This window comes from Actinophytocola sp. (genome assembly GCF_036378875.1).
In the GTDB taxonomy this organism is placed as follows: Bacteria; Actinomycetota; Actinomycetes; order Mycobacteriales; family Pseudonocardiaceae; genus Actinophytocola.
Window position 1 is genome coordinate 25,898 of the sequence record NZ_DASUVO010000114.1, and the last position, 21,329, is coordinate 47,226.

Here is a 21,329-nt window from a genome sequence, read left to right on the forward strand (position 1 = left end):
GTTATGGCATCGGTCAGCGGCCGTGGTGGCTGAACGCTCCCCACGCGGCGACGTCCGCCGGCTCGATCGTGGTCAGGTCACCGAGCATGGTCTCGGGCATGTCGGGTAGCTCGGCCCGGTCGGGGCCGAGCATCCACAGTTGGGCCGAGCGGAGGGCGTCGGCCGGTCGCTGGCGCTCGCGGACGAGGAAGTGGTGGAAGGCGAACATCATGACGGCGGTCGACTGGTCGTCCACCGGCCACCGGGAGCCGACGACCGCGACCGCGCCCGCGGCGAGGAACGCCGTGGTGAGCGTCAGCGCCTCGTCGTAGTCCTGCACGGTGAGATCGCTCTGGCAGGCGGAAAGGACGATGAGCGGGCCGGGTGCGTCGACGGCGCGGCCCGCGCCGTGGTCGAGCACCTCGCGGATGGTCAGCGGCTCCGTGAGCGCCAGGTACGACGCTTCCGCGGATCCCATGGCACGCGCGTGACAGCCCAGGTGGAGAAGCGAGCTGCCGAGCGCGCGGTCGCCCGGCATTCGATCGAGGATCTGCGCGGGAGTGCCGGTGCCGTCGGGCGGGGACACGGGATCGTCGCCGGCAGCGTGCTCGACGGTGCCGAACGTGCCAAACACCAAGGCGTCGGGGTAGAAGTGGTCGCGCAGCGCCAGCACCTCGTCGACGGCGAACGGCAGCCCGCCGTGCGGGTCGGCCACCAGCACCTGCTCCCGTTCGAGCGGCAGCATCGTCCGCGTTGTCGCGTCGATGAACTGGCGGGCGGACGCCGCGGTGGACAGGACGACGTCAGCACAGGCGAAGCGCGGTCCGGCCGACCCGTCGTGGATCCGCGCCGCCGGCCAGGGCACCGCGCCGAGCACACCGAACGGCACCAGCACGATCCTGGCCGGGGCGCGACCGCGGCCCAGCTTTTCCAGCAGTGGAGCCAACACCGCGGTGCCGGCCCAGTCGCAGACCGCCGCAAGCGATGGCCGCCAGTCGTCGTCCTGCTTGTCCGTCCGCGCGAAACGGACCGGTGGCCCGTCCGGTTCGATCCGGAGTGCCGGCGCGCTGACCGCTGCCGTCGCACCGTGGCGGTCGACCACGAGCAGGTGCCCGGCGGTGTTCTCGTCGCCGGGCAGCAGGTAGGCCAGTGCGTCCGCGTCGGCGCGGGTCAGCGCGGCGCCGATGTCGGCGGTGGACGGCGCGGTGAGCAGCCGCATGCCCTCGGCGGTGCGGCGCAGGACCGCCAGCACGTCGTGACGCAGGTCGGCGATCGCACGTGAGTGGTCGACATCGGCATCCGAGGCTTCCGTGCCGAGCGACCAGGGGAGCGGTTCCGTGGCCCGCGCGGCGATGTCGGCCACCCACGCGTCGGCCAGATCCGGCCGGCCGACCCGGCGCAGCACCGTCGGCAGCGCCAACGAGGAGGTCGCGGCGTGCAGTGCGAGCCCGCGTCCGAGCTCGACGGCCTGTACGGCGCCGGCGTGGTCCCCGTCGGCCAGACACCACCGCGCGAGGGCCACCGCGTCGGCCGACGCGCCCCGGGCCGTCACGATGGCGTGCGCGATCCCCGTCTGCAGCAGCACCGTGCCGGCGTGGCCCGCCAGCACCTCGAACGCGGTGCGCCGGGACCGGTCATGGTCACCGCACATCCGGTAGGCGCTCGCGAGCTCGCGGAGGACGTCCGTGCGTGCCATACCGGCCCGCTGCGCGTCGAGCAGTCGTTCCGCCTCGACCAGGTGACCGACCGCGAGGCGTGCGGTCTGGTCGCGGTCGGCTCCGGGGGCCATGAGGTAGGCCTTGCCGATCATCGCGCGCAACATCGCCTGCTGCCGCGTGGGTTCCGTGGTCGTCGCGAGGTGCGACTCCATGTCGCCGATGGCACGCACGATGATCTCCGGGTCGGCCGCCATCAGGCCGTCCAGGACGGAGACCGCGCCCCGCACCGCGGTGACACCGGCCGGAGGGATGCCGGGGATGGCGTCCCGCGCCGCGATCCGCCGGATGCTGGCGAGTGTTGTTCGAAGGTCCGCTCCGGTCCGGGATGCCAGCCACAGGTCGCCGACGGCGAGCACGAGTTCGAACTGGGCGCGCGACACCTGTTCGGCCGGCAGCCGCTCGACCGCGGCGCGCAGCGCGGCCGTCGCGGCGGGCAAGCCCGCCACGTCCTCGACCCGGATCGCGTGGCTGACGCGGTGCACGGCGACCAGACCGGCGAGGACCGCGCCGGAGGCGTCGTCGGCCGACACCGCGGCGGCCGCCCGGGCCAGGATGTGGTGCGCGGACTCCGCTTCCTCCAACACGCCCGCCATCAGGTGGCGGTCAGCCAGTAGCGCGCCCAACTGCCCGACCGCGGCCGGCCGCAGGGCATGACCGGCCGGGAGCAGGTCGATGGCGTCCAGCAGATCGCGCACCGCCAGCTTCCTCTGCCGTTCGTCGCCGGCGACTCCGCGCAGCAACCGGACGAGCGAGGAGATGAGCGCGTCCGGGCCCCGTCGCTCCGGCTCGTGCGGACCGGACTGGCGCAGCACCTCCGCCACGACCGTCTCCGCTCGTGCCACGGTCATCTCGGACGGGTTCGCGGCCGCGGTGGCGACCAGCGCCCCGGCGAGTCTGCGAACGGTCTCGTCGTACAGGGGGTGGTCCTCGGCCATCCCGGCCGCGGCGTGTTCGAGGAGCCGCGTGGCACGCTCGATGCCGTCGATACCCGCCGTCCCGTCGGCGAGCAGGGCTTGGGCGAGGTCACCTCGTAGCACCGGGGCGAGGAGATGGTCGGTCGAGAGGGTCGCCAGCGCGGCCTCGATCTCCGCCACCCGCTCCCCGTTCGGCCCAGGAGTCGGACGTAGCCAGGTCACCAGCAGCCGCACGAGATCCAGGCCCGGCACGTCGGGATCCGCCTGCTCGACGACTGTCGCCAGGTCGGCGGCGGCCTCGGCCGCCCCGGGCCCGTCCGCGCCGGTGTTTATCAGCGGGACGAGCCGACCGACCAGACCGAACATCGTCTGCACGACCGGTGGCAGGTTCTCGACGCCGGGAATGGTGCGCAGCCGCTCCTGTAGTTCGGCGATGCCTGCCGTGATGCGAGCGGGATCCGCTGTTTCCTGCCACTTCTGGGTACGGCGCAGTGCCTCGGCGTCGAGTGTGGGGCGATCGCGGAACACGGCCGCCGCCGAGGCGTCGAACATCGTCAGCACGGTGAGCAGCATCGCCGTGCGTTGACGTTCGGCGTCGGTGACCGCGTCGTCGTCGAGCACCGCCTGGCCGATTTCCCGCGCGCGGCGCCGGTCGTCCTCGCTCCCGCCGTGCCGGACGTAGCGGTCGGTGAGGAGCGCCACCAGCTTCGCCCGTGCGGCACGGAGTTCCGCGCTGCCCGGCGGCAACCCGGCCATGTCGGCCTCCAGCTCGGCGATTCTCCGCTCGATCGAGTCAGCTGACATCGGCGTCCTTTCTGACGAGTGCGACCGAGCCGTAACGCTGGTCAGCGGAACCGCGAATGTCAATCCGGAAGTCTTGCTGTCAGGCCGTTTCCACGAACGCGGGGTTGCTTGTGGAATTCGTACTTCCGCGGCGTCTGGGGAGATCTATAGTGGCTGACCGGCTCTCGGTCCACCCGGGACCGACATCGTTCCCGAATGTGTCCATTATTTGTCAACAACGATTTCCGTGAAGGGCAGCAGCGATGACCGACATGGTCCGTGACGAACCTCCCGGCGTTCTGGCGCGGGTCGGCCTCCTGGCCAGTGGCGACCGCGGCTGGCCCGACTCCCGCCGGCCGCTCACCATGGTCACGCTCCGCCGGCCCGTCCTGTACCGGGCACGGCCGGAGGACGTCGCGGTGGCCCCGAGCACGGAGGAGGCGCGTCTCGTCGGCCTGGTCTGCTCGGTCGAGCTGGAGAAGCTGCCCAGGGGGCAGGATTACGGCTCGCTGGAGCTGATGGTGTCGCTGCCGGCGGGATGCCGGGTCGTGGCGTTCCCCGACCGGCCGGCCGACACGCCGGGCCTGTCGGCGCACCGGTTCTCGCAGTCCGTGGACAGGCCGCGCGAGGGGACGTTCGCCACGCACGCGGTGGTCGAGGTGCCGCACGGCACGGTGGACATGACCGGCGAACTGTCCTGCCAGGTCCAGATCCGGCGGTCGATCGGTCGCGTGGTGCACGTCGTCTCCGCCGTGATGGAGAAGACGGTGACGTTCACGGAGCGGGTTCCGGAGGGCGGCCGGGCCGTGCGGCTCGTGGTCTCGGCCGACATGGCCGCCTACAGCGGTCGCGACCCGGGCGGTAGTGAACGCGCGCAGGAGCGGCTCGCCAAGGTGTCGGAGCGAGCGCGGCTGGCGACAGGGGTCGCCGTGGACGGCCGGCAGTACGGTGGCGACAGCTTCCTGTTCGTCTTTCCTCCCGGTGTCGACGAAAGCGAGGTCCTGCAGGCGTTCTACGCGGAGCTGTCGGCGGGGCTGCGGGAGGTCAACCTGGACCTGAACGCCGATGCGAGGGTGCGCCTGCGGGTGGGGGCCGACCGCGGACTGACCGTCCGGGGCGGCACGGGGTGGACGGGGCAGGCGCCGATCACGGCCACCCGGCTCGCCGACTGCCCGGCCGCGCGTCAGGCGCTGACGGCGAGCAACGCGGACTGCGTGTTCGTGGTGTCGGAGTGCCTGTACCGGGATGTGTTCAGCGAGCGCGGCCTCGCGCTTTCCGCCGAGTCTTTCACCAGTTGTGACGTGCACATTCCGGAGAAGAACTTCACCACGAAGGCGTGGCTGCTGGTGGGCGGTTCGTGATCACATTCTGGCGAGTTCGTCGAGGCCTTCTTCGTCGAGCACCCGGATGTTGCGGTAGCCGGTCGCGAGAATTCCGTTCGCCCGCATTTCGCCGAGCACCCGGTGGATGGTCGGCCCGGTCGTGCCGACCAGTGCGGCGAGCTCGGTCTGGGTGAGGGTCACCCCGACGAGTATCTCGGAGCCGCGACGCACACCGTGTGCCTCGGCGAGTTCCTGGAGCACGCGGGCAACCCGCACGGGGGTGGGGCAGGTGGCGAACTCGACGCGCCTTCTGCTGGCGGAGCGCAGCTTGTCGGCCATGGCTTTGGAGACGGCCTTGTTGGCGTCGGAATACGTGTCGAGCATGGCTCGGTAGTCGCGCTCGCCGATGCGGATGACATCGGCGGCACTGGCGGCTCGGACAGTGGCGATGCGTGGTTCGCCGTCGGCGAGGCCCAGCTCACCGACCAGGTCGCCGCCGATCCGGACGGCGAGCAGCGCCTCGCGTCCGTCCTCGGTGAGCCCGACCACTTTGTAGAGCCCGGTGAGCAGGATGACCGCGTAGCTCGACGGCGCCCCTTCCTGGATGATTGTTTCCCCGGCCGAGTGACGCCGCCGCGTGCCGAGCCGCAACACGGCATCCCGCGTGTCGTCGGAAAGCTGCCCGAGAAAACTCGTGCGAGGCCATGTCGGCACGTGAACCCCCTCCTGATAGCGCGTCATGGGAAATGTCTGCGATGGATGTCGGGTGTTACACCCATGCTCCCGCAATGACCGCTCGTGACCGCGACGCCACGCGCACACCACATCGGCAGACGATTTCCACAGAAGCGCGCCTGGACTCTGATCAGCGCCGGCCGGTCAGCCGTCCAGTCGACCCGGCACGGTGTCCGGTTGGATCCGGGTGACCGGCGGACCGGCCGTCGACCGTGTCGTGGGCACGGTGCCAAGCAGCGGGATCTGTACCGAGGTCTCGGCCAGTCCGATCGTCACCCGGGGGAGTTGGGCCGGGGTGCTGGTCATGCTGCTGTCGTTGCCGGCGATCACCAGTGCCAGCCGGTGTCCCGCGGGCACCACCCAGTCCGTTGTGGACAGTCGGAAGGTGATGGTGTACCTGGTGCCCGGGGTGAGCGTGCGCGGCGTGCTGAGCGAGGCGTAGTTCGCCAGGTCGGCCCAGCCGCGGGCGATGACCTGGGCGTCCACGGTGGCGGTGGTGGCCACCGTGTCGCGGTAGCAGGCGTCGTCGCCGGTGCGGTTCTCGCCCCAGCACGACTCGGTGGTCAGTGTTCGGATGCCTTCCCCGGTGGTGCTTCTTGCCGTCGCCGGGCCGTAGTCGACCAGATAGGCGGACAGGTGCGCGGTGGACGTCGACGGCGTGGCGGCGACCGTGATCCGGGAGACGCCGGCCACCCGCAGGTCCGAGGTGAGCGTGCCGGTGCTGTACACCACCCGGCGGGCCGACGTCGCGGTGGGCGAGGCGATGTAGCTCGTCGGGGTCCCGGAACCGTTGTCGGTGAACGAAGAAGTCGCAGTGCCGGGCGTGGTTCCCAGCGTGCCCACACCCGCCACCGAACCGGCCGTCGGGTAGAGCGAAACCGCCTGTGTGCCGGACGGTGGCCAGTTCGCGGTGTCGCTCCACTGGTCCACGGCACGCTCGACCGACACCTTCGGCTCGTTCTCGATCCCGTTCTGGACGCCGAGAAGCCACCGGTCGAACCAGCGGTGCAGGGTGGCGACCCAGGTGGCGCGCCGGAAGTCGAACGGGTCGATGTGCCCCGTCTGGGACAGCCACAGCTTGCGCGGCACCGACGCCGGCAGCGCGTCGAGCCACTGGCCCCAGTTCACCGGCTTGACGTTCAGGTCCGCCCGCCCGTTGACCGAGAACACCGCCGCCCGCACGTTCGCGGCACCGCGCACGTAGTCCCGCTGCTGCCACATCGCGGTGTAGTCGCCGTTGGCCGGGGCGCCCGTGGTCATCTCGGAACGCACGGCTCCGCACCGGGACTGCGCGTTCGCGTTCTCGAAGCCCGACGCCAGGCTGGTGGGCGTGCCGAAGCCGCGGAACGCCACGCCGTCGGACCGGAACCAGTCGTACCAGGAGCTGATCGCGGCGATCGGCACGATCGTGCGCAGCCCGTCCACGCCGGTGGCCGCCACGCCCTGGGTGATGCTGCCGTCCCAGGACTTGCCGATCATCGCGGCCGCGCCCGTGGACCAGCTCGCCGTCTTCACCGAGCCGCCGGAGGCCGCCGAGTAGCCGGTGGCCCGGCCGTTCAGCCAGTCGATCACGGCCTTGCCGGACGCCACCTCGGAGCGGCCGCCGGTGTCCATGCAGCCGGTGGACCGGGACGACCCGCTGAAGTCGACCAGCGCGACCGCGTAGCCGCGCGGCACGAAGTAGTTGTCGTAGAACAGCGGGAACTTGACCGGCACGCCGGCCGAGTCGTATGACTTGCGCTCGCTCTCGTTGCCGCGCCCGGAGGTCGCGTAGTACGGGCTCGCGTCGATGATCACCGGAACCCGTTCGGCGATGGCCGGCCGGATGATGTCCGTGGCCACCCGGTCGCCGACCCCGTTGGCGTCCAGGTCGAGTCCGATATCCACCCACACGGTTTCCCGCACCGCGTCGGCGAAGGAGTGGATCGGCTGGGTCACCCCGTCCGCGACGACGAAGGCGGGTGTGGCCGCCGACGCCGGCATGGCCAGCAGCCCCGACAGCACCCCGACCAGCCCGGCGACCACCACGACACGACGCACCATGCCAGCACGCTAGGTCACCGTCCTGATCGCCCGGCAGGACCAACCGGTGATGCCAGTTGCCAGCTGTGCGGTGGAAGTGCTGGTGCTGGGCCGGATGGCGCAATTCGATCTTTTTTCGGCGCGGGAAGGCAACAGGGATCCGAGCTGCCTAGTCATTAGGAGGGGAGGGATTTCCCAACTGACAGGAGATGTGGTGCGTCGACGGAGATTGTGGCGTGGCAAGGCGGTTGTCGTGTTGGCGGCCGCGCTGGTCGCGAGTGTGGTCGCGAGCGCGGGGCCGCAGGCGGTGGCTCAACAGGCCGCCACCGCCGACCAGGGTGAGCCGGTCTCGGTCACGCTGGTCAGCGGGGACCGGGTGGAGCTGCGGGGAAGTGCCCCGTCCGCTCCGCTGCGGATCGAGCCGGCGCAGCGCGGCTACTCGGTGCCGTTCCAGGACTACTGGCACGACGGCGACCGGTACGTCGTGCCAGGCGACGCGGCCCTGCTGGTGCAGAGCGGCGTGCTCGACCGCGAACTTTTCAACGTCACCGGGCTGATCCGGCAACGCTACGACGACGCGCACACCAAGTCGGTGCCGCTGCTGGTCGAGTACACCGACGCCGGTGCGCGAGCCAGGGCCGCGGTGCCGGCCGGCGCTTCGGTGCGCCGGACGCTGCCGGACCTGAACCTGACCGCGCTGGACCAGAACAAGGACAGCACGACGGCCTTCTACGGCACGCTGACACCGTCCACCGCTCGCAGTGCCACCGGGGTGCGCAAGGTCTGGCTGAACAAGCGGGTCCGGGCCACCCTCGACCAGAGCGTGCCGCAGGTCGGCGCGCCGACGGCCTGGCAGCGCGGGCTGACCGGGGCCGGCGTACGCGTCGCCGTGCTGGACACTGGGATCGACACCGACCACCCGGACCTGGTCGGCAAGGTCGCGGCCAGCCAGGACTTCACCGGGACCGGTGGGGTCGAGGACGGGTTCGGACACGGCACGCACGTCGCGTCGATCATCACCGGGACGGGCGCCGCCTCGGGCGGGAAGTACCGCGGCGTGGCGCCGGAGGTCACCCTCGCGGTCGGCAAGGTACTCGACGACACCGGTTACGGCACCGACGACAGCGTGCTCGCCGGCATGCAGTGGGCGGCAGCCGAGTCCGGCGCGAAGGTCGTCAACATGAGCCTGGGCAGCGGCCCCTCCGACGGTCAGGACCCGACGTCGATCGCGGTGAACACGCTGTCCCGCCAGTACGGCACGCTGTTCGTGATCGCCGCGGGCAACTTCGGGCGGGACCAGACGGTGAGCTCCCCGGCGGCCGCGGACGACGCGCTCGCCGTCGGCAGCGTGTCCAAGCGGGACGAGCCGAGTGACTTCTCCAGCCGCGGCCCGCGACTTGGGGATGGGGCCGCGAAGCCGGAGATCAGCGCGCCGGGCGGGGCCATCGTGGCGGCCCGGCCGGCCGGCGTGGCGCCACTCGGTGAACCGGTCGGCGACGGCTACCAGAAACTCGACGGCACCTCGATGGCCACCCCGCACGTGGCCGGGGCGGCGGCGATTCTGGCCCAGCAGCACCCGGACTGGACCCCGTCCACCCTGAAGTCGGCTCTGGTCAGCAGCGCGCAGGAGGTGTCCGGCGCCGGTGTGTACCAGGTCGGCGCGGGCCGGCTCGACCTCGCCCGGGCGACCGCGACCCCGGTCGTCGCCACCGCCGCGGTGTCGGCGTACCTGCCCTGGCCCAACGCCGGGTCGCAGGAGCGCCGGACGGTCACCTGGACCAACACGGGCGATCAGCCGGTCACCCTGGCGCTGAGTGCGAACCTGGTCGACGAGAAGGGCCAGCCGGCCCCGGCCGGACTGGTCACCCTCGCATCGGACAGCGTGACCGTGCCGGCCGGCGCCACCGTGCCGGTCGAACTGGTCGTCACCGGCCAGGACGGTAAGACCGGGACCTACTCCGGCGTGCTCGTCGCCAGCGATGCCGCCGGCACGACCCGCACCCGTACCGCGATCTCGGTGTACCAGCAGGAACAGCGGTTCTCGTTCACACCGACCCTGCTGGACCGCACCGGCGCCGAACCCGCGCTCAACGGACGATCGCTGGCGTTCGTCATGGACATGGAGTCCGGTGACGCCTACTTCGTCCCGTCCGGCGAGACGGTGTCGCTGCCCCGCGGCCGGTACGCGGTGCACGCCGCGATCGTCACCACGGAGCCGGGCAAGGAGTCGTCGTACTCGACGATCAGCCATCCCGAACTGAATCTGGACCGGGACGTCACGCAGGTGTTCGACGCCCGGATCGGCCAACCGGTCACCGCCGAGCCGGACAACCCGGACGCCCGGGGCGGGACGCACGCGCTCTACGCCATGTCCCGGCTCGAGAGTTGCGACTGCCTGTTCGCGCTCGTCTTCGAAGGTGACCCGCGGTTCGAGCCGATGTACGCGGCGACCCTGCCGGGCACGGCGTCGGACAACTACGCGCTCGGCCACGCACGCCGGGCCACCGAGCCGGACCTGGAGATGGTGGCCGACGACGGGCAGCCGTTCGACGTCAACCTCCAGGCGCTGTTCGCCATCCCGCCGGCGGACCAGGCCACGGTCACCGCCGTCTACGGCGGCTCGGGGACACCCGAGGACCTCGCCAAGATCGACGCCACCGGCAAGCTCGTGGTGGTCGAGTTCGATCCGTACCTCGGCCGGGAAGAGTGGCTGCGGCGCGGTGTCAACATCGCCAAGGCCGGCGGCAAGCTGGCCATGTTCCGGTTCGTCGAAACGGGTGCTCAACCATTGCCGCCGGGCGATCCGATCGAGGGCGAGCCGGTGCCGACCTTCTACGGCAGCGACGGCAACGGCACCGTTGACCGGCTGGTCGAGCTGGTCAAGCGCGGCGAGACATCGGTCGAATACGCCAGCCGTGCGACCACCGACCTGCGCTACGAGCTGATCCACGGCGTGCGGCGACAGGTCACCGCGCCGGTCACCTACCGGCCCAGGACCAGGGACCTGGCCACCATGCGCGCGGCCTACCACGACAACGCGCCGAACGATGCCGGCTTCGTCGGTTTCGGCAAGCTGTTCGGCCGCTACGTCGGCACCGGGTGGTTCGCGCGGACGGCGTCCCAGCAGGCACGGGTGGAGTACTTCACCCCGACCGAGTGGGACCTGGAGTGGGCCAGCGGGCCGTACATCCTGACCGACACGGTGACGCTCACCGCACATCGGCCGCCCACCCGGATCGTCTGGAACAAGGCGGTGGTCGGCCCGTCGCTGCGCGGCCTCACGAAGAACTACATTCCCGAGGATCCGCATCCGTGGTCCTGGCGCAACGACGGGTTGATCAACGTCAAACTGCCGATGTACGGCGACGCTGCCGGCCGGCCGAGGATGGCCGATACGTGGAGCAGTGCCACCGGGTCGGTCACCGTGTACCGGGACGGCACGGCGCTCGGCACGACCCCGGTGACCGAGTTCGCCGAGTACCCGGTGCCAGACCAGGACTCGTCCTACCGGGTGGTGGCCGACGCCCGGCAGGCCGACGCCACCTGGTCACTGTCCACAGTGGTCACCGCGGAGTGGAACTTCCGCTCCTCGGCCGCCGGTGAGGGCAAGGCGCTGCCCATGTTGACCACCCGGTTCGACCCGGCCGTGGACGTACGCAACAGGGCACCCGGTAACCGGCGGTTCTCGTTCCCGGCGTTCGTGGAGCGGCAGGACGGCCCGGCCCGGATCACCTCGCTGTCGGTGGACGTGTCCTACGACGACGGGGCGACCTGGCAACCGGCCGACGTCCGCCGCGACCACGACCACTGGAAGGTGACCGTGCGGCATCCGCAGTCCGGCTACGCATCGCTGCGGGCCCGTACGTCCGATGTGGACGGAAACACGTTGGAGCAGACGATCGTCCGGGCATACCAGATCGGCTGAGTGAACAATGGCCTGGCGGCACCACGTGCGGGTGCCGCCAGGCCGCGCTACTTCCACTCAGCGGAAGATCCCTCTTGTCATGGTGTGGTGTGTGCGACGAACATCGTTCGGATGCCGTGTCGCACCGTCGAGGAGGAGCGTTGCGGACTCGAGCCATCTTCGTCGCTGTCCTCGCCGCTTTCGCGGTCGCGCCATCGGTTCCCGCGTCGGCTGGGGCGGATATGAGTGTGTACACCGACATTCCGTATGCCGCTGCCGATCCCGAGGGTAGCCGGGGTCATCTGCTCGACCTGTACGTGCCGGCTGGGCAGGGGAGGAGGCCGCTGCTGATCGTGATGGGTGGTAGCGCGTGGCTTGGTGACAACGGCAAGGCCTACGCCGCACAGCTCGCGCCCCACTTCACCGCGGCGGGTTATGTGGTGGCCGGGGTGTCGACGCGGTCCAGTGCACAGACCCGGTTCCCGGGCCAGTTGCACGACGTGAAGGCCGCGATCCGGTGGTTGCGTGTGCACGCGCGGGAGTACGGCATCGATCCGGCCCGGTTCGCGGTGCTCGGTGACTCGTCCGGTGGGTGGACCGCGACGATGGCGGGTGTCACCGGCGAGGTGCGTGGACTGGAGGGCGATGTCGGTGTCACTGGTGTGTCGAGCCGCGTCCAGGCGGTGGTCGATCTGTACGGCCCCACGGACTTCCTGGTGATGGACGCCCACATGTTGCCGGGGGCCTGCGAGTCCTTCAACGAGCTCATGGGCGTCAGCGACTGTCACAACGACGTTGGCTCACCGGAGTCGCGGCTCGTCGGCTGCGCCATCCAGACCTGCCCTGACCGGGTGTGGGCGGCGAACCCGATCCGCTATGTCACACCGGGCGCGCCGCCGTTCCTCATCGCCCACGGGCAGCAGGACCTGCTCGTGCCGCACCACCAGAGCGAGCTGTTGTACGCGGCACTGAAGCGGGCATGTGTTGCGGCGACGTTCTTCTCGGTCCCGGGTGTGGGGCACTCGAAGAACATCGTGTCACCGGACAACGCCGAGTCCGACGTGCGTTCGACGGTTCACTGCCGCGACACCACACCGCCTGCCACCCGACCGACCCTGGACACCATCGAATCCTTTCTCGACAGTGCGCTGCGTGTGCGGGCCGGCGCCCCGGCCACGTCCTGAGCCCGGCCCGCACCGCGACCGCTACCGGCCCGGGTGCAGTCCGAGCCAGCCAGGGCTTGGCGCGCCCTGGACCTCACCGAAGTACAGGGCGAAGGTCTGCTTCCACCGCTCGACCTCGGCACGGTCGGCCATGAACTGTGCGAAGCCGTCGAGGTTGGCGTTGGGGTACTCCCAGATCGGCCTGAGCCCGCCGTTGGGGGAGACGTCGGTGCGGACCGACCAGCCGTTGAACGCGTTCTGCTGCACGGCGGTGGAGATCGCCCAGTTCAGGTAGAGCTTCGCGGCCGCGGGACGCCTGGCGCCGGCGAGGATCGCGGCGCGCTGGCCCCACGCCATGAACGGGTGCCCGGCCGGGACGACCCACTTGGTCGTCGACGTCGAGGTCAGCGAGCCGGAGCCGCCGATGCCGATCACCTTCTGCTTGGCGTTGACCGCGGCGGCGGGGGTGTGGCTGCCGCGCGCGAACTGGACGTCCTGCGTGGCGAGCTTGGCCACCCAGTCCCAACCGTAGGTCTGGGCGTACAGCCGGTACAGGAACAGGACCGCGTCGTCGTCGTGCGGGTAGGAGGACGCGATCTTGCCCCGCCACTTCGGGTCGACCAGGTCGAGCGGTGACGTGGGTGCCTCGCTGCCGGCGGCCGTGGAGTCGTACATGTAGCTGAAGCCGATGACGGCGATCGCCAGCCACGCGCCCTCCGGATCCCGGAACCGCCTGTGCACCTTCGCGAAACCGGCCGGCTTGTACGGCAGCAACACTCCCTGCTGCTTCCAGCGGGTGAAGTCCTGCAGCGTCTGGAACTGCACCACGTCCGGGACCAGTGTGTCGGTGGCGAGCTGGTTGTCGACGCGGACGTCGTGGTACTTGCTGTAGTCGACGACGATCGTCAGGTCGATGTCCGGGAACCTGGAGAGGAAGGCCTGTTTGGTGAAGTCCTGCTGGGTCGCCGTGTCCCCGCCGGCGTAGATGACGAGCTTGCCGCCCTCGGCCATGGCGTCGGAGTAGAGCTCGTCGAGCGACTTCGTCTCCTCCGGCACCGGCCGGCCCGCGGCGTTCGTTGGCGCGCCGCTGGCCGTGCCGGAGAGCGACGTGCCGAGCGCGGCCGCGCCGAGTATCGCGCCGCTCGTGCCGAGCATCCGCCGCCTGCTGAATGTGGACATCCCGATCCTCTCCGTGCCCAAGGGTTGTTGAGCGTTCTACGATCGACTATGGCGCGAGCGAGACGGCTCCGCGTCGCCAGGCGGGTTGAACCGGCTGCGCTGGCGGTTGAACCTGGATTCAACCGAACGGTTGACGCGCGTGCCTGGCTAGACTCGGGCCGGATTCGTCGTTGTCGCAGGTCAGCGCGGCACTGAGTGGACATACTGGACAGATAGGAGTTGGTGTGTACCGACGACGAGGCCTCGGTGTCGAGTACCTGCTCCACGCCGTTTTCTTCCTCGTGGTCGCCGGCAGCGCCGTGCGGCTGCTCTCCCTGAACGAACCGCTCTGTCCCTACATCATCTCGGTGGGCTGCGCTCTTGCCGGTGCGTACGCCGCCGGGCTCGCCCGGTGGGATCGGCTCGGCCGGTGGCGTCCGGTGTGGGTCGGCGCACTGCTCCTGCTGTGGCTCGCGCTGGTCGTCCTGTCGCCGTCCTCGCTGCGGCCTGCGATCGCCTGGTGCGCGGTGCCTCTCGCCTGTCTGGTGATGCGTGCGCTCGGCGCCAGGGGTTCACTCGTCGCGTTGGTGGCGATCACGGCGGTGGTCGCGTTCGCCGCGGCCGCGCAGCCAGGCTTCGATCCCGTCCGCGTGCTCGTGCCGATGGGCGCCGTGTGGGCCGCCGCCATGTTGTACCGCCGCCAGCAACGCCTCGTCGACGAGCTCCGGCACACCCGGGGTGAGCTGGCCGCTCAGCAGCGTGCGGCCGGAGCCGTGGCCGAACGCGCCCGGATCGCGCGCGAGCTGCACGACACCCTGACCCAGGAACTCGCCGCCAGCCGGACGCTGCTGCAGGCCGCCGACCGTGACTGGCAGCAGTCCCCCGAGCGGGCCAGGGACCGGGTGCGAACCGTCACGCGGTACCTGGGGGACAACCTCGTCGAGGCACGGCGGATGATCGCCGACCTGACCCCGCCTGCACTGGACGACGACGACCTCGCCGCCGCGTTGCGGAGTCTCTGTGCGCGAGCGCGGGAGTGCGGTACGGCCGACGAGGTCCACTTCGAGGCCGTCGGCGAGCACCGGCCGCTGCCGGCCCGGCTGACGGCCGCGTTGCTGCGGGTCGTCCAGGGCGCCCTCGCGAACGTCCGCGACCACGCGCGCGCCGGCCAGGTGGTGGTCACGCTGTACCAGGATGAGGACCACGTTTCCGTGGAGGTGCGAGACGACGGGAGCGGCTTCACGCCGGGCCGGACGGCCACGACACCCGAGCGTGGGTTCGGCCTGACCGCGATGCGCCAACGCCTTCGTGAGCACGATGGCGCGCTGACCGTGGACAGCACACCCGGCCACGGCACGGTGCTCACCGCACGGGTACCGCTGCCCGCCGAGATCCGTCAACCTGCCGCGGCCTGATGACGATCCGAGTCCTCCTGGTCGACGACCACGCGATGTTCCGCGCCGGGGTGCGGGCGCTACTCGAGGGCGAGCCCGATCTTGAGATCGTCGGCGAGACCGGCGACGGTGCGGAAGCGGTCCGGCTCACCGCCGAACTGCGGCCGGGTGTGGTGCTCATGGACCTGCGGTTGGCGGGCGGGGCCGACGCCATCGACGGCGTGGCGGCCACCCGGCGGATCCTCGACACCACGCCGGACACCGCGGTCGTCGTGCTCACCAGCTACAGCACACAGGCGGACGTGGTCCGCGCCATGACCGCGGGTGCCCGTGGCTACGTGCTCAAAGCAGGCGCGCCGGAGGAGCTGTTCCATGCGGTGCGCACGGCCGCCCGCGGTGGCGTCGGTCTGACGGCGGACGTCGCCGGCCTCGTGGTCAGCCAGCTCACCGGCCCGGCCCCCGTGCTCAGCGACCGGGAGGTGGAGGTGATCAGGCTCGTCGCCCAGGGGCTGAGCAACCGCGCCATCGCCACGTCCCTGTTCCTCACCGAGGCCACGGTGAAGACACACCTCGTGCGGCTCTACCGAAAACTGGGCGCCGACAACCGAGCCTCGGCCGTCTCCGAGGCGGCCCGCCAAGGCCTCGTCGACTTTCACTGACGCGCGTCGCGCAATTTCGCGCAACTTCGAGCAGATACTGATCGAAGTCTTGCTCGCGATGCGTGGAATGCCGCACACTCTTGCGCAAACATGACTGGGCCGACTCGGCGGAATCTCGGCTGCCGGATCACCCGGGAAGGAAGCGCTCGTGAGCGAGTCGTTCCACGCGAAGACACCTTGGACAGGACTACGGGCTGGCGCCGTCATACTCGGGGTGGTTCTCGCGATCGCGATGGTCGTGTCGCCCGCGAGCGCCGCGTCGGGAGGGGCGAAGACGCCGCGCGACAAGGCCAAGGCCGCTGTCGAGGCGATGATGCGGTTCTACGACCAACCTTCCGGGCGATGGTCGCCGGAGGCTCCGTGGTGGCAGAGTGGGAACGCGCTTCAGGCGCTGCTCGACTACATGGCCGCGACCCAATCGACGCGGTACCTGTGGGTCCTGGAGAACACCGTCGAGAAACAACGTCAGCCCCTGCCGTGGTGGCCGTCCGGCGGTGGTGAGTTCCGCGCCGATTCCACCGACGACACCGGATGGTGGGGACTGGCCATGATCCGGGCGTACGACATCACCCGGGACCAGGAGTACCTGGATATCGCCAAGATCGACGAAAGCTACATCGGGGACTACTGGGACGACTTCTGTGGTGGCGGCGTCTGGTGGGACATCCCGAACAAGACCTACAAGAACGCGATCAGCATCGAGCTGTACATGAAGCTGGCCGCTTCGCTGCACAACCGGATCCCCGGCGACACCGTCTACCTGGAACACGCGCTGCGGGCGTGGCACTGGCTCGAGAACTCCGGCATGATCAACAGCGAGCACCTGGTCAATGACGGGTTGCAGACCCAGATCGGGAGCTGCGAGAACAACGGCGGGCCCACCTGGACGTACAACCAGGGTGTGGTCCTCGGTGGGCTGACGGAGCTGTACTACGCCACCGGTGACCGAAGCCTGCTCGACGCCGCCCGGCGGATCGCCACCGCGGTCACTACGAGCCCGAGCCTGTCACCGAACGGCATTCTCACCGAGCCGTGCGAAGCCGACAGCGACTGTGGCTCCGACGGGCCCGCGTTCAAGGGAATCTTCGTCCGCAACCTCGCCGAACTCGACCGAGCGCTGCCGGGCCACCCCTACCGCGCCTACCTGAGAACCCAAGCCAGTTCGGCCTACCGCTACGCCCGCGACAACCTCGACCAGTACGGCCTGCGTTGGGCCGGACCGTTCGACACGGCGAACATCGGCCGCCAGGAGTCGGCGGTAAGCCTGCTCGTGTCGGTCCTGTAGCCCGGTCCTGATCAGCGCGCCGTCCAGGAGCGGCGGATCACCCCGGCGTTGTCGCGGAGGAAGTCGTCGAAGGTCCGGGCCGGCCGGCCGGTGAGGTCGGCGACCGCGTTGGTGGTCGGCGCGAGCGTGCCGCCGGCGACCTCGGCGAACAGAGTGGCGACGTCCTCGGCGAAGTCGGACGGCAGGCCGAGTGCGGCGAGCCGGGTGGCGAACGCGGACGCGGGCAGGTCGACATAACGGATCTCCCGGCCCGCGACGGTAGACAGTTTCGCGGCGATCTCGGCGTGGGTGAGGGCCTGTGGTCCAGTGAGGACGAAGGTCTCACCGAGTCTGGGGTCGCCGGTCAGTAGCGCGGCCGCACACGCCGCGATGTCCACACAGTCCACATAGGACACATGGCTGTCGCCGTACGCGCCGAGGAGGTGGCCGTCCTCGGTGAACACCGCCTCGCCGGTGCGGAAGTTCTGCATGAACCCACTGGGCTGCAGGACGCTCCAGCCGACACCCGATGCGCGCAGGTGCTCCTCGATGACCCAGTGTGCGCCCTCGGCCAGCCTGCCGCCCTCCCTCGCGTGCCACACCGACACCTTCACGACGTGTGCGACGCCGGCCTCGGCGGCAGCGTCGATCACCGCGCGCTGGTGGCGGACCATCGGCTGCTCACCGGCAGCCGGCGTGGCGCCGCCGGTGTTGAGGAACACCCGGTCGACGCCCTTCATCGCGGCCGCGATCGAGTCGGGGTCGTCGAAGTCGCCGACCGCGTAGGGGAGGCCGAGCGCGTCACCCTTGGCCGGGTCGCGCACGAACGCGGTGACGTCCGCGTCGAGCAGGCGGGGGATGAGGTGGCGACCGATGCTGCCGGTGGCGCCGGTGACCAGGATCATCGCGGTCTCCCGATAAACTGAGGGTGGCTCGAGTAGTAATTCGAGGGTACCTCAATTTAATTGGGAGGCAAAGGTGAGCCCCACCGGCAGGCGTCCGCGTGCCGACGCGCGCCGCAACTACGACCGACTGCTCGCGGAGGCGGACGCGGTGTTCCGCGAGCAGGGCACGGGTGCGTCCCTGGAGGGCGTCGCGCGGCGGGCCGGGGTGGCGATCGGCACGCTGTACGGCCACTTCCCGAACCGGCGGGCGCTGGTCGGCGCGTTGCTGCGGGAGCGGAACGACGAGCTGTTCGACGCGGGGGAGGCGTTGTTCGCGGAGTCGCCGGTCGTGGCGCTGCGGGATTGGGTCGACCTGGTGGTCGCGCACGCCGCGACCTACCAGGGGTTGGCGGCCCTTCTGGCGGACGGCGTCGACGACGAGGCGTCGGAGCTGCACGCGTCCTGTGTACGGATGGCCGGCATCGGCGAGCGGCTCGTGGCCCGGGCGATCGAGGCCGGGGTGGTGCGGCCGGACGTGACGGGCGCGGATGTGTTCACGCTCATGAACGCCGGCGCGTGGACGCGGGAGCACGCGTCCGTGGAGCAGGCCACGCGCCTGGTCGCGTTCACCCTCGACGGGCTGCTCACATCGAACCGGTGACGAGCAGGCGTCGCAGCGGTGTGGGTTTCTCGTGAGGGCATACGGGATGGCCGCACGGTTGGGGATTCACGCCACGTGCCACGAATCGCGGCATTGTTCGGCCACATAGGACGCAACAAACACGCGATACTTCGATTCGGTGAAAGCCCATCGTGAGATAACGCACAGATAACGATTGATGCTTGCCGTCGAACCACGGGTTCGGGTGGTGTTGTCGGGTATGGGAAAGCACCGACTTGACGAGGAGGGTGGAAGCGGGCCATCTCTGTTCGGCAGCCGATCCCGTGCCAGGGCAGGCTTTCGCGATCTCGTGGAAGGGCCGGCCCGCTATCCCTTGTGGACGGACACCGCGTCGGCGGACACCGAGCAACTACCGGTGATCGCAACTGTGCCACCGGTCGAAGTTCCCGCGAGACCACGCGCCCGACGCTTCAGACGTCAGAACGTCGCACTTCTGCTGACCGCGTCCGCGATCGGTGTGTGGCTCGGCATGTCGGCGCCGGACGTCTCGCCGGTCGCACCGCCGGACCCGACCTCGGTCACCCAGGCGCCCGCGCATCCCCCCGCACCCGTCGAGGCCGGCGTGGGGTCGAAGTGAGCCGGCTGCTGGCGCTCTTTCGCCGACCACACGCGCGCCGGCTCCGACCGCGGCGGTCAGGCCGGCGGCGGGTGAGCCCACGCGGTCTACTGTGGACGATCTGGCTCGGCGCCATCGCCGTGACCGTGTGGCCCGTCGTCGTCGCCTTGCGCGGCCCCCAGCCGCTGGAGCCATTGGTGCTCGTCGCGCACGTGTGCGGCATGCTCGCCGGCTACGGCGTGCTCGTGCTCCTCGCGCTGATGTCCCGGGCGCCCGCCCTGGAACGCGGCATCGGCGCGGATATGCTCGCCCGCTGGCACGGCCGTGGCGGCCGGATCGTCATCCTGCTGATCCTGGTGCATGCCTGGACGGCCGTCGAGTCGTGGGCACGCTCCCGCCAGGAAGACCTGCTGCTGGCGCTGTGGCACGTGCTGGGCCTGCCCGGCCTGCTGGCGGCGGCTGTCGGCACGGTGGCGCTGTTGGCCGTCGGTGTCGTGTCGGTCCGCTTCGCACGTCGTCGCATGTCCTACGAGGCATGGCACACACTGCACCTGCTGACCTATCTCGGCGTCGCGCTGGCGTTCCCGCACGAGCTCGCCGGGACCGACCTGGCCGGCTATCTGCCGCTGCAGATCGGCTGGGCGCTGTTGTACACCCACGTGTTCGCGCTGCTGCTGCGCCATCGCGTGCTCACTCCGCTGCGACAGGCCACGCGGCATCGCCTGCGCGTCGCCGCGGTGGTGCCCGAAGCGCCGGGCGTGGTGAGCATCGTCGTGCGGGGCCAGCACCTGGAGGAGTTGCGTGCCGAGCCCGGCCAGTTCTTCCGCTGGCGGTTTCTCTGTCCCGACAACTGGCGCACCGCCCACCCGTTCTCGCTGTCCGCGCCGCCGACGGACAACTGCCTGCGGCTGACGATCAAAGCGCTCGGCGAGGGCAGCACCCGCCTGCAGGAAATCGCGATCGGCACCTGGGTCGTGGCCGAAGGACCCTACGGCGCCATGACGGCCGCCCGCCGAACCCGCCGCGACGTCCTGCTGATCGCCGGCGGGGTCGGCATCACCCCGATGCGCACGCTGTTCGAAACACTGCCGCTCGCGCCCGGCCAGGACATGATCCTGCTCTACCGGGCACGCACTGCCGACGACGTGCTGTTCGGGTACGAGCTGGAGCAGATCGCCCGCCGGCGCGGAGCCCGGCTGCGCTTCCTGCTCGGCGACGACTCGAACGGCCTGTCCGCGGCCACACTGCTCCGCCACGCCCCAGGGCTCGCCGAGCGTGACGTGTACCTGTGCGGCCCACCCGCGATGGCCGCGGCGGTACGGGGCTCACTGCGCGACGCCGGTCTCCCGACCAGGTACCTGCACGAAGAACGTTTCGCCTGAGGAACAGACACCGGGCTGCGAAAGAGGCCGGCGCTACTTGCCTGGTCGGCGGCGTTTGTCGCGGGCGTAGATGATTCCCTGTTTGCCGTCGCCGGGGCTGCGCCGGTCCAGTTCGAACAGGGTGGTCGCGGCGATGAGGTCGCTGAGCTTGGCGTAGCCGTAGGTGCGGGAGTCGAAGTCCGGGCTCTGGTTGGTGAGGATGTGGCCGACGGAGGCCAGTGGGGCCCAGCCGTCGTCGTCGGAGGCCGCTTCCACGGCGTTGCGTAGTTGGTTGACGAGCGCGGCGTCTCGTTTGAGCTGTGCGGCGGAGGCGGCTGGGCGGGGTTTGCTGACCGGGTCGTCCGGGGTGGCCGGGCTGTTCGGGTGGTTGAGGTTCTCGATGTAGATGAACTTGTCGCAGGCCGCGACGAAGGGTTTGGGTGTCTTGCGTTCGCCGAACCCGTAGACGGTCAGACCGGACTCGCGCAGGCGGGCGGCCAGTCGGGTGAAGTCGCTGTCGCTGGAGACGAGGCAGAACCCGTCGAAGCGGCCGGAGTACAACAGGTCCATGGCGTCGATGACCATGGCGGCGTCGGTGGCGTTCTTACCGGTGGTGTAGGCGAACTGCTGGATGGGCTGGATCGACTGGGCGAGGAGGTGCTCCTTCCAGCCTTTGAGGTTCGTGCCGGTCCAGTCGCCGTAGGCGCGTTTGACGTGGGCGGTGCCGTACTTGGCGACCTCGGCCAACAGACCCTCCGTGATGGACGGTTGGGCGTTGTCCGCGTCGATGAGCACCGCCAGCTTGGCGGTGCTCTCGTTGACGGTGACCAT

General features: G+C 70.3%; 15 protein-coding genes. 9 read left to right on the top strand and 6 right to left on the bottom strand.

Annotated features, from left to right (window positions below; translation table 11 throughout):
* Positions 1-13: 13 nt before the first annotated feature.
* Positions 14-3,415, bottom strand: a complete 3,402-nt coding sequence (locus VF106_RS33565) for a CHAT domain-containing protein (protein WP_330843940.1) — start codon at positions 3,413-3,415, stop codon at positions 14-16.
* A gap of 242 nt (positions 3,416-3,657) precedes the next feature.
* Between VF106_RS33565 and VF106_RS33570 the strand changes: the two genes are divergently transcribed.
* The gene (locus VF106_RS33570; protein WP_330843941.1) at positions 3,658-4,755 is read left to right on the top strand and encodes a hypothetical protein; all 1,098 of its coding nucleotides are present in this window, start codon (positions 3,658-3,660) and stop codon (positions 4,753-4,755) included.
* Here the strand turns inward: VF106_RS33570 and VF106_RS33575 are convergent, their stop codons facing one another.
* Both VF106_RS33575 and VF106_RS33580 read right to left on the bottom strand, forming a co-directional pair.
* Positions 4,756-5,430: a Crp/Fnr family transcriptional regulator gene (locus VF106_RS33575; protein ID WP_330843942.1), complete on the bottom strand. Its 675-nt coding sequence runs from the start codon at positions 5,428-5,430 to the stop codon at positions 4,756-4,758. It abuts the gene before it with no gap.
* Positions 5,431-5,595: 165 nt separating this feature from the next.
* A complete protein-coding gene (locus VF106_RS33580) occupies positions 5,596-7,494 on the bottom strand; it encodes a Xaa-Pro dipeptidyl-peptidase (protein ID WP_330843943.1) in 1,899 nt (632 codons plus the stop codon).
* A gap of 193 nt (positions 7,495-7,687) precedes the next feature.
* Between VF106_RS33580 and VF106_RS33585 the strand changes: the two genes are divergently transcribed.
* The gene (locus VF106_RS33585; protein WP_330843944.1) at positions 7,688-11,398 is read left to right on the top strand and encodes a S8 family peptidase; all 3,711 of its coding nucleotides are present in this window, start codon (positions 7,688-7,690) and stop codon (positions 11,396-11,398) included.
* A 221-nt stretch (positions 11,399-11,619) separates the two neighbouring features.
* Positions 11,620-12,561 (top strand): alpha/beta hydrolase fold domain-containing protein, encoded by a 942-nt coding sequence (locus VF106_RS33590; RefSeq protein ID WP_330843945.1) that lies wholly within the window; start codon positions 11,620-11,622, stop codon positions 12,559-12,561.
* 21 nt (positions 12,562-12,582) lie between these two features.
* Here the strand turns inward: VF106_RS33590 and VF106_RS33595 are convergent, their stop codons facing one another.
* The gene (locus VF106_RS33595) at positions 12,583-13,719 is read right to left on the bottom strand and encodes an ABC transporter substrate-binding protein (RefSeq protein WP_330843946.1); all 1,137 of its coding nucleotides are present in this window, start codon (positions 13,717-13,719) and stop codon (positions 12,583-12,585) included.
* Between the two features lie 224 nt (positions 13,720-13,943).
* Between VF106_RS33595 and VF106_RS33600 the strand changes: the two genes are divergently transcribed.
* The 3 genes from VF106_RS33600 (at position 13,944) to VF106_RS33610 (ending at position 17,036) form a co-directional block, all read left to right on the top strand.
* Complete coding sequence (locus VF106_RS33600; RefSeq protein WP_330843947.1) at positions 13,944-15,113, top strand: sensor histidine kinase; 1,170 nt, start codon at positions 13,944-13,946, stop codon at positions 15,111-15,113.
* Positions 15,113-15,751, top strand: a complete 639-nt coding sequence (locus VF106_RS33605) for a response regulator (RefSeq protein ID WP_330843948.1) — start codon at positions 15,113-15,115, stop codon at positions 15,749-15,751. The genes VF106_RS33600 and VF106_RS33605 overlap by 1 nt, the downstream gene beginning before the upstream one ends.
* A gap of 148 nt (positions 15,752-15,899) precedes the next feature.
* Entirely contained in the window at positions 15,900-17,036 is a 1,137-nt protein-coding gene (locus tag VF106_RS33610; protein WP_330843949.1) for a glycoside hydrolase family 76 protein, read from the top strand.
* Between the two features lie 11 nt (positions 17,037-17,047).
* Here VF106_RS33610 and VF106_RS33615 read toward each other — a convergent pair whose 3' ends face one another.
* Positions 17,048-17,920 (bottom strand): SDR family oxidoreductase, encoded by an 873-nt coding sequence (locus VF106_RS33615; protein WP_330843950.1) that lies wholly within the window; start codon positions 17,918-17,920, stop codon positions 17,048-17,050.
* A gap of 73 nt (positions 17,921-17,993) precedes the next feature.
* Between VF106_RS33615 and VF106_RS33620 the strand changes: the two genes are divergently transcribed.
* The 3 genes from VF106_RS33620 (at position 17,994) to VF106_RS33630 (ending at position 20,519) form a co-directional block, all read left to right on the top strand.
* A complete protein-coding gene (locus tag VF106_RS33620; protein WP_330843951.1) occupies positions 17,994-18,560 on the top strand; it encodes a TetR/AcrR family transcriptional regulator in 567 nt (188 codons plus the stop codon).
* Positions 18,561-18,780: 220 nt separating this feature from the next.
* Positions 18,781-19,158 (top strand): hypothetical protein, encoded by a 378-nt coding sequence (locus tag VF106_RS33625; protein ID WP_330843952.1) that lies wholly within the window; start codon positions 18,781-18,783, stop codon positions 19,156-19,158.
* Positions 19,159-19,229: 71 nt separating this feature from the next.
* Positions 19,230-20,519, top strand: coding sequence for a ferredoxin reductase family protein (locus VF106_RS33630; protein ID WP_330843953.1), 1,290 nt, complete (start codon positions 19,230-19,232; stop codon positions 20,517-20,519).
* 33 nt (positions 20,520-20,552) lie between these two features.
* On the opposite strand, the gene VF106_RS33635 is transcribed toward VF106_RS33630, so the two are convergent.
* On the bottom strand, positions 20,553-21,329 hold the full coding sequence (locus VF106_RS33635) for an NYN domain-containing protein (protein WP_330843954.1): 777 nt from the start codon (positions 21,327-21,329) through the stop codon (positions 20,553-20,555).

What these genes read in the sequence shown, in the direction of transcription:
- VF106_RS33570 (WP_330843941.1), top strand. Translation starts at nt 3,658, where the DNA reads ATGACCGACATGGTCCGTGACGAACCTCCCGGCGTTCTGGCGCGGGTC.
- VF106_RS33590 (WP_330843945.1), top strand. Translation starts at nt 11,620, where the DNA reads ATGAGTGTGTACACCGACATTCCGTATGCCGCTGCCGATCCCGAGGGT.
- VF106_RS33605 (WP_330843948.1), top strand. Translation starts at nt 15,113, where the DNA reads ATGACGATCCGAGTCCTCCTGGTCGACGACCACGCGATGTTCCGCGCC.
- VF106_RS33565 (WP_330843940.1), bottom strand. Translation starts at nt 3,415, where the DNA reads ATGTCAGCTGACTCGATCGAGCGGAGAATCGCCGAGCTGGAGGCCGAC.
- VF106_RS33580 (WP_330843943.1), bottom strand. Translation starts at nt 7,494, where the DNA reads ATGGTGCGTCGTGTCGTGGTGGTCGCCGGGCTGGTCGGGGTGCTGTCG.
- VF106_RS33625 (WP_330843952.1), top strand. Translation starts at nt 18,781, where the DNA reads ATGGGAAAGCACCGACTTGACGAGGAGGGTGGAAGCGGGCCATCTCTG.
- VF106_RS33635 (WP_330843954.1), bottom strand. Translation starts at nt 21,329, where the DNA reads ATGGTCACCGTCAACGAGAGCACCGCCAAGCTGGCGGTGCTCATCGAC.
- VF106_RS33615 (WP_330843950.1), bottom strand. Translation starts at nt 17,920, where the DNA reads ATGATCCTGGTCACCGGCGCCACCGGCAGCATCGGTCGCCACCTCATC.
- VF106_RS33595 (WP_330843946.1), bottom strand. Translation starts at nt 13,719, where the DNA reads ATGTCCACATTCAGCAGGCGGCGGATGCTCGGCACGAGCGGCGCGATA.